Origin of the sequence: Caulobacter sp. UNC279MFTsu5.1 (genome assembly GCF_900114015.1) — a bacterium.
Classification (GTDB): domain Bacteria; phylum Pseudomonadota; class Alphaproteobacteria; order Caulobacterales; family Caulobacteraceae; genus Caulobacter.
In genome coordinates this window covers 99,208-106,891 of record NZ_FORN01000015.1, presented here as the reverse complement: position 1 = coordinate 106,891, position 7,684 = coordinate 99,208, and the positions used below count along the sequence as shown (strand labels likewise).

Here is a 7,684-nt window from a genome sequence, read left to right as displayed (position 1 = left end):
CAGGATACGGCCGGTCCGAGAGGGTGCGGGGATTAAAGTTTTAGGTCAGGGATTCCAGCGGCTTGGCCGCCGCAATGACGGGGACATGCCCTTGCGGCGCGTCCCCGACCGCCTGGCTCCGTGCGAAACCGGGGGACACGCCGCGAGGGCGTGTCCCCGGCGGCGGGCATCGCCCCGCCCTCAGTCCTTGATCACGAAATAGCTCAGGGTCTCGGTGTCGCCCCACTGACTGCAGGTGGCCAATCCGGAGATCTCGATCCGCTTGTGCGCGGCGAAGGCGGTCAGCAGGGCCGACAGGCGCGCCTGACCGCCGGCGCCGGAGGCGTTGAACGCCCAGCGTTGCGGCAGGGTGGCGCAGGCCGGCCGGGGCGAGCGCGACCCGTCGTGATCGAACAGGATCACGCCGCCATCACCGAACGGGATGATGTTGGTGATGTAGCCCGCCTGGGCGTCGGACGCGTGGGCGGCCGGGGCCAGGGACAGGAAGGCCGCGCACAGGGCGGCGCCGAACAGACGCATGGGGTTCTCCTCCGCGCCCGGCGGGCGCGCTTCGACAGCTTGACCATTGAAGCCGATGAGGTCGCCGGATGCAATCTTGCCGCGAACCGGTCGTCAGGGACGCGGCGTCCCGGTCGGAACCGCCCCGCCCTCCCCTTGTGTCGCCACCCACCGCATCCGGTAGGCCATCATCGCCGTCTTCCCCAGGTGGGCCGTCAGCCGCCAGTTGACCACGGCCCCGACCGGGGCGCCGACCACGGGCAGCAGCTGGGCCAGCTTGGCCAGGTCGATGTGGTCGCGGTACTGCTGCTGGAACGAACGCCAGTCAAAGCCCTTCAGGTCGGTCGGATGCGCGCGCGCGTCCCAGTCGTCCATGGCCTCCAGCACCTTGACGCGGTGCTCGACGTCCGAGAAGGCCAGCTCGAAGACGTGCAGGATGTAGAGCCGCTCGCTCAGCACGCTCCCGTCATGGCCGTAGAGGGCGGCGATCTCGAACAGCAGCTTGAGCTTGAAGCTCATCAGCAGCGGAAAATCGGCCGCCGCCAGCAGGAACCCGCCCGCCCCAGCGAACCCGCCCTCGGCCCCGGCGGCGGTCTTCCAGCCCTGGATCGCGGCCGCCACCCTGGCCTCGCGCTGCTCCAGCGTGGCGTCCCGCAGCGGCGAGGCCGTGGCGAAGTCGGCCCCGGTCAGGATCGCTCGGGTCATGCCCTCCATGGCGGCGGTGATCGCGGCGTGGACCTTCTCAGGAATGATCGTGTTGATCTTCCGCTGCACGGCCCGCGAGGCCTTGCCCAGCGGCCCGGCGGGTTTGGTGATGCGGGCGCGCCAGGCGGCGAGGTCTTGGGAGGTGGGGGGCATAGCGGTCATATATGCCTGTCTCTGGCTATCATCACTCGCAACTAGATTGTCCATAGTCCTAGCAAGGCCCAAAATGGATGGTGAGATCGGAAAGATCACATCATACAGCGTCGTTGGTTGGGGGATTTAGCATGACGAACAATCCGATAGTGCCGCCGCAAGATCAACATGACGATTTATTCCAGAGGTTGATATGGACAGGAACCGCCACAAACGGCGCATCGTTTCTGGCGCTCTCTAATATTGTGGCGAATGCTCCTAATCAGGACACTGCTCTAGCAGCTCTAACAATTCCGATGTTTTTGCTCGGATCAGGCCTTGTCGTTGGTGGAATAGCCATATGGAACCTCCTGTATATGAGGGCTTTAAGAATGAGTGAGGCCATATATTTTCGAAAATCTATGAATGCCATGGATCGTTCAAAACTGATCAAGCCAGCAGTCTCCGAAATGCCTATATCCCTCGAGCTGGCCAAAATTGTATACGGCGATCAAGCGGAAGATGAGATACGGCGGCTCTACAAAAATATCGTTGATGTGCACATCAAAGGGCATGCCGAGGCTGATGCAGATTTCAAATCCGCCCAGGGTAAACAGAAAGATCTTACAGTCGAAATATCTAGGGCGAACGAAGGCGCCAAGCTTTGGCACAATATGTCGCTGGCGCTCTGCGCCGCAGGATTGGTGTGGGCGTTGGCCCAGCAGAATTTTGGCGTCTATTTGAATGGGCCAACCAAGAGTGCAGGCAAAGTCTCTCAAGAATCTCCAATCGAGAAGGAGCGTATAGAATCCAAGCCTCCATCTCAAAATGTCGGGTCGGCGCCAAAGAAGATTGGCCCCACTCCCTAGCCCATCCACACCTCCCCGCCCCTCATCCCCAGCCAAACCGTCCGCCCACCTCGCCCTGCCCGCTTCCCGGCCCTATATCTCCGGTAACCGAGTAACCCTGTCCGGACGCCGCCTTGCCTCGTCAGTTCCGACTGCCGCTGATCGTCCCGCCCCGTTGGGACCGGGAGTCGTTCGCGTCGTCGCCGACCAATGCCGAGGCGCTGGAAAGCCTGGACGCCTGGCCGGCCTGGCCCGACGGGCGGCTGGCCCTGGTCGGGCCGGCGGGGACGGGCAAGACGCACCTGGCGCGGGACTGGGCGCGGCGGACGTCGGCCGTGGTCGTCGAGGCGGCCTCCACCGGCCGCGGGCCGCTGGACCTGGCGTCCCTGCGCGGCCGGCCGCTGCTGGTCGAGGACGCCGACCGGCGCGCCGAGGGCGACCTGGTCGACGACGAGACCCTGTTTCACCTGATCAACATGGCCGGGGTCGACGGCGGCAGCCTGCTGCTGACCGGCCGCCTCTCGCCCGTGGCCTGGGAGGCGGCGGTGCCCGACCTGCGATCACGGCTCAACGCCCTGACCGTGGCCCGCATCGAGGAGCCCGACGACGTGGTGCTGGAGGCGGTGCTGCGGCGCGGCTTCGAGGCGGCGGGCATCCGGCCGGCGGCGGACCTCTATCCCTACCTGATGGCCAGGCTGCCGAGGTCGGCGCCGGCGGCCCTCGCTGCGGTGGCGGCCCTGGACGAGGCGTCCATCGACCAGGGGCGCGAGGTCAACAAGGCCCTGGCCCTGGCGGTGCTGGATTTCGGGGGTCCCGAAGACGACGAAGACTGAGGCGGCGGCGCAGCCCCCTCCGGCCCTCCGGGCTGCCTCCCCCAGAGAGGGAGTATCTACGCCGTACAGATGCTCCCCCTCTGGGGGAGCTGTCGCGGAGCGACTGAGGGGGCCTTCGGCGGCGGCAGTACAATGGAGTGAACCCCCGCCCCCTTTGTCTTGCTCCTGTCACCACCGTCCGTCACTCTGTACACAGCTGACCGGAGACCCCCATGACCGACGCCGCCGCCCTCGACCTGCCCGCCGCGCCCTCGCCGGCCGCGCCGGACCTGGCGGGACTGCGGCTGGACGAGGAGCTGCTGGCCTCGCCCGAGCGGTTCTTCAACCGCGAGACCTCGTGGCTGGCCTTCAACCAGCGGGTCCTGGAGGAGAGCGCCAACCCGCGCCACCCGCTGCTGGAGCGGCTGCGGTTCCTGTCGATCTCGGCCAACAACCTCGACGAATTCTACATGGTCCGGGTGGCCGGCCTGAAGGGCCAGGTGCGCGAGGGCGTGCGGGTGGTCAGCCAGGACGGGCTGACGCCGGGCGAGCAGCTGGCGCGGATCAACGCCTCGGCCGCCGAGCTGATGGCCGAGCAGCAGCGGATCTGGCGCGAGGTGCGGGCCGAGCTGTGGGGCGAGGGCCTCAAGCTGCTGGACGCCAAGGACATCGCCGGCCCCGACCGCGAGCGGGCCGAGGAGATCTTCCTGACCCGGATGTTCCCGGTGCTGACGCCCCTGGCCATCGACCCGGCCCACCCGTTCCCGTTCATCCCGAACCTGGGCTTTTGTCTGGCGCTCAAGTTGCGGCGGATCGCCGACGACAAGCACCTGTACGCCCTGGTGCCGGTGCCCAGCCAGGTGCAGCGGTTCTGGGAGCTTTCCCAGGCGCCGGCCAAGAGCACGCGCAAGCGCGAGCGGCGGATCGTGGCGCTGGAGAGCTTCATCATCCTGTTCCTGGGCCACCTGTTCCCCGGCTACGAGGTCGAGGGCCGCGGCCTGTTCCGCCTGATCCGCGACAGCGACCTGGAGATCGAGGAAGAGGCCGAGGACCTGGTGCGCGAGTTCGAGGCGCGGCTGAAGAAGCGGCGCCTGGGCCGGGTGGTGCGGGTCAAGATCCAGACCACCATGCCCGACGACCTGCGCGACTTCATCATCGAGGGCCTGCGCGCCGCGCCCGAGGACGTGGTGCTGGTCGACGGCAAGCTGGGCCTGGCCCAGATGGCCGAGCTGATCCCGCCCGACCGTCCGGACCTGAAGTTCAAGCCGTTCAACGCCCGCTTCCCCGAGCGCATCCGCGACCACGGCGGCGACTGCTTCGCGGCGATCCGCGAGAAGGACATCCTGGTCCACCACCCGTTCGAGAGCTTCGACGTGGTGGTGCAGTTCATCCGCCAGGCGGCGCGCGACCCCAATGTGCTGGCGATCAAGCAGACCCTGTACCGCACGTCCAAGGACAGCCCGATCGTCGCGGCCCTGATCGAGGCGGCCGACAACGGCAAGAACGTCACCGCGCTGGTCGAGATCAAGGCGCGGTTCGACGAGGAGAATAACCTCAAATGGGCCCGCGACCTGGAGCGGGCGGGCGTGCACGTGGTGTTCGGCTTCGTCGACTGGAAGACCCACGCCAAGCTGTCGGTGGTGGTGCGGCGCGAGGGCGAGGCCCTGCGCACCTACTGCCACTTCGGCACCGGCAACTATCACCCGCAGACGGCCCGGGTTTACACCGACCTGAGCCTGTTCACCTGCGACCCGGCCCTGGGCCGCGACGGCGGCAAGCTGTTCAACTTCATCACCGGCTACGCCCAGCCGCACGGGCTGGAGAAGCTGTCGTTCTCGCCCGAGACGCTGAAGCCGGACCTCCTGACCATGATCGCGGCCGAGGCCAAGAACGCCCGCGAGGGCCGGCCGGCGGCGATCTGGGCCAAGATGAACGCCGTGGTCGACCCGCAGATCATCGACGCCCTCTACAGCGCCAGCCAGGACGGGGTGCAGATCGACCTGGTGGTGCGGGGCATCTGCTGCCTGCGCCCGGGCATCAAGGGCCTGTCGGAGAACATCCGGGTCAAGTCGATCGTCGGCCGGTTCCTGGAGCACGCCCGCGTCGTGGCCTTCGCCAACGGCGGAACCATGCCCGGCCCGCAGACCCGGGTGTTCATCAGCTCGGCCGACTGGATGCCGCGCAACCTCGACCGCCGGGTCGAGAGCCTTGTTCCCGTGGAGAATCCGACCGTGCACCAGCAGGTGCTGAACCAGATCATGGTCGCCAACCTCAACGACGAGGCCCAGAGCTGGAACCTCGATCCGGAGGGCCACTACGCCCGCGACCCGGCCTGGGACCGCAAGGGCGCCTTCTCGGCCCACGAATATTTCATGACCAATCCCAGCCTGTCGGGCCGGGGCCACAAGGTGAAGGACCTGCCGCAGGCCTTCGACCACGTGGGGCCCCGCAAGCGGGGGTGAGGCGCGGGCTCGTCGTCCTGGCCGCGCTGAGCCTGACCGCCTGCGGCCCACGTCCAGCCGAGCAGGCCGACATCTGCGCGATCTTCGCCCTGCCCGCCGTTCCCGGCGACACCGAGGCGGGCGACTCGGCGGACCAGGCCTGGGCCAAGGCCCACGAGCGGGGGCTGTTCAGGTCCGGGACGGTCTACCGGCCCGGCTGGCGGATCATGGACCACGGCCGGTCCTGGGGCCGCTGCCCGGCGCGGCCCAAGCCGGTGGAGCATCTGCTGATCAGTCCCGACGGCGCTTACGCCATGACCAAGGGCGGACGCCGCGAGCACGGTCGGCCGGTCAGCTTCGGGTCCTGCTATTATCAGAAGGATCCGGCGGGTTGGCGGCTGCGGGCCTGCCGCAAGACCCTGAACGAGCCGCTGCCGATGGTCACGCCGCATCCCCTGTCCTAGGCGCATGTGGACCGGCGAAACCTTTTTGCGCGCGCCGCCTTCCCCTCCCCGCCCAATGCGCTAAACCAAGCCCATGCCTTTTGCGGCGCCGCGCGACGCGGCCGTTATCGATATCGGCTCCAACTCGGTCCGCCTGGTGGTGTACCGGCTGGAAGGCCGCGCCATCTGGACGGTCTTCAACGAGAAGGTCCTGGCGGGCCTCGGCCGTGACCTGGGCGATGGCGGCCGGCTGAATCCCGAGGGCGTGGCCCAGACCCTGGCGGCGCTGAAGCGCTTCCGCGCCGTGCTGGAGGCGGTCAAGCCGGCCGAGACCTTCATCGCCGCCACCGCCGCCGTGCGCGAGGCCAAGGACGGGGCCGCCTTCGTCGCGCGGATCAAGGCCGAGACTGGCTTTTCCACCCGCGTGCTGTCGGGCGAGGAAGAGGCCCGCTACGCCGCCGTCGGGGTCCTGGCCGGCACGCCCGACGCCACCGGCGTGGTCGGCGACCTGGGCGGGGCCAGCCTGGAGCTGATCCGCCTGGAGAGCACTGGCGCGGGCCTGGGCGTCACCCTGCCTCTGGGCCCGTTCAGCCTGGGCCTGTCGGACGGCTTCGACCTGGAGAAGGTGCGCCGCCTGTGCGCCCAGCGCCTGGCGCCGGCGGCCCAGGCCTTCAAGGCCGACGTCTTCCACGCGGTCGGCGGCGCCTGGCGCAACCTGGCCCTGCTGCACATGCGGCTCAGCGACTATCCGCTGCACGTCGTTCACCAGTACAGCATCAGCCGGAACGAGGCCCTGGAGGCCGCCCGCCTGGTCGCCCACCAGTCGAAAAGCTCGCTCGACCGCATCGAGGGCATGAGCCGCAAGCGCTCGGAGACCCTGCCCTACGCGGCCGTGGTTCTGGAGCAGCTGATCGAGAGCCTGGACCTCAAGCGCATCGAGATCTCGGCCTACGGCGTGCGTGAGGGCCTGCTGTTTGAGGCCATGCCGCCCGGCGTGCGCCGGCTGGACCCGCTGATCGAGGGCTGCGCCTCCCTGGGGGCCAGGCAAGGCGTGGCCGACGAGCTGGGCGCGGCGCTGGACGCCTGGCTGGCTCCGGCCCTGGCCCAGCTGCCGCCTTGCTTCGGCGAGCGCGACCCCGTCCTGGCCTCGGCCGCCTGCCGCCTGGCCGATCTGGGCGCGCGGCTGCATCCAGACCATCGCGCCGACCTGGTGTTCGAGCAGGTGCTGCGCGCGCCGATCGCCGGCCAGACCCACGCCGAGCGGGCCTTCCTGGCCGCCGCGGCCTTCGCCCGCCACGCCACGGCCTTCACCCCGCCGGAGATGGAGGTGCTGGAGCGCCTGTTGTCGCCCGGCCGCCTCAAGCGGGCCCGGGCCGTCGGGGCCGCCATCCGCCTGGGCTGCGACCTGTCGGGCCGCAGCGCGCCCCTGCTGGCCCGGTCGCGGCTGGCCATCGACAAGGGCGACCTGCTGCTGGCCGCCGAACCGGGCTACGCCGACCTGCTTTTGGGCGAGCAGACCGCCAAAAGAGCAGGCGCCCTGGCCGCCTTGCTGGGCCTGAAGCTCAAAATTACCGCGCTCTGAGAGCCTGACGTTGATGCATGTAAAAGGTGTATTGCGTCAGAAGAGCGGCGCTGTTCAACGCTGGCGCGTTGGCGCCTATCGACAAACGATAAGGTTGTTCATGTTTCTATCGTGAAACGATATGCCTGCATAAGTGACCGAATAACCACGTTACATTTCATTAATGCAAGGGTGCTTGACCCAGAGTCTCAATAGTCTGTAGCCCTGCTGCCCTCGGAATCAG

Annotated in this window: 7 protein-coding genes; 5 read left to right on the top strand and 2 right to left on the bottom strand. The window is 68.1% G+C overall.

Annotated elements, in window-relative coordinates; genetic code table 11:
• Window positions 1-180: 180 nt before the first annotated feature.
• Together BM066_RS11035 and BM066_RS11030 are read right to left on the bottom strand one after the other, a co-directional pair.
• On the bottom strand, window positions 181-519 hold the full coding sequence (locus tag BM066_RS11035) for a hypothetical protein (RefSeq protein WP_089927549.1): 339 nt from the start codon (window positions 517-519) through the stop codon (window positions 181-183).
• Window positions 520-612: 93 nt separating this feature from the next.
• The gene (locus BM066_RS11030) at window positions 613-1,365 is read right to left on the bottom strand and encodes an EcsC family protein (protein WP_255367552.1); all 753 of its coding nucleotides are present in this window, start codon (window positions 1,363-1,365) and stop codon (window positions 613-615) included.
• A 122-nt stretch (window positions 1,366-1,487) separates the two neighbouring features.
• Here BM066_RS11030 and BM066_RS25950 point away from each other — a divergent pair, with 122 nt between their 5' ends.
• The 5 genes from BM066_RS25950 (at window position 1,488) to BM066_RS11010 (ending at window position 7,461) form a co-directional block, all read left to right on the top strand.
• Window positions 1,488-2,204, top strand: a complete 717-nt coding sequence (locus tag BM066_RS25950) for a hypothetical protein (RefSeq protein ID WP_143093710.1) — start codon at window positions 1,488-1,490, stop codon at window positions 2,202-2,204.
• Between the two features lie 113 nt (window positions 2,205-2,317).
• Entirely contained in the window at window positions 2,318-3,016 is a 699-nt protein-coding gene (locus BM066_RS11025; RefSeq protein ID WP_018061098.1) for a DnaA regulatory inactivator HdaA, read from the top strand.
• A gap of 212 nt (window positions 3,017-3,228) precedes the next feature.
• Window positions 3,229-5,457 carry an RNA degradosome polyphosphate kinase gene (locus BM066_RS11020; protein WP_018061766.1) on the top strand — a complete coding sequence of 743 codons (2,229 nt, stop codon included), beginning with the start codon at window positions 3,229-3,231 and terminating at the stop codon, window positions 5,455-5,457.
• Window positions 5,454-5,900, top strand: coding sequence for a hypothetical protein (locus BM066_RS11015; protein ID WP_018061765.1), 447 nt, complete (start codon window positions 5,454-5,456; stop codon window positions 5,898-5,900). Before BM066_RS11020 ends, BM066_RS11015 begins: the two co-directional genes overlap by 4 nt.
• A 73-nt stretch (window positions 5,901-5,973) precedes the next feature.
• Window positions 5,974-7,461 (top strand): Ppx/GppA phosphatase family protein, encoded by a 1,488-nt coding sequence (locus BM066_RS11010; protein ID WP_018061764.1) that lies wholly within the window; start codon window positions 5,974-5,976, stop codon window positions 7,459-7,461.
• The last annotated feature ends 223 nt before the right edge of the window (window positions 7,462-7,684 follow it).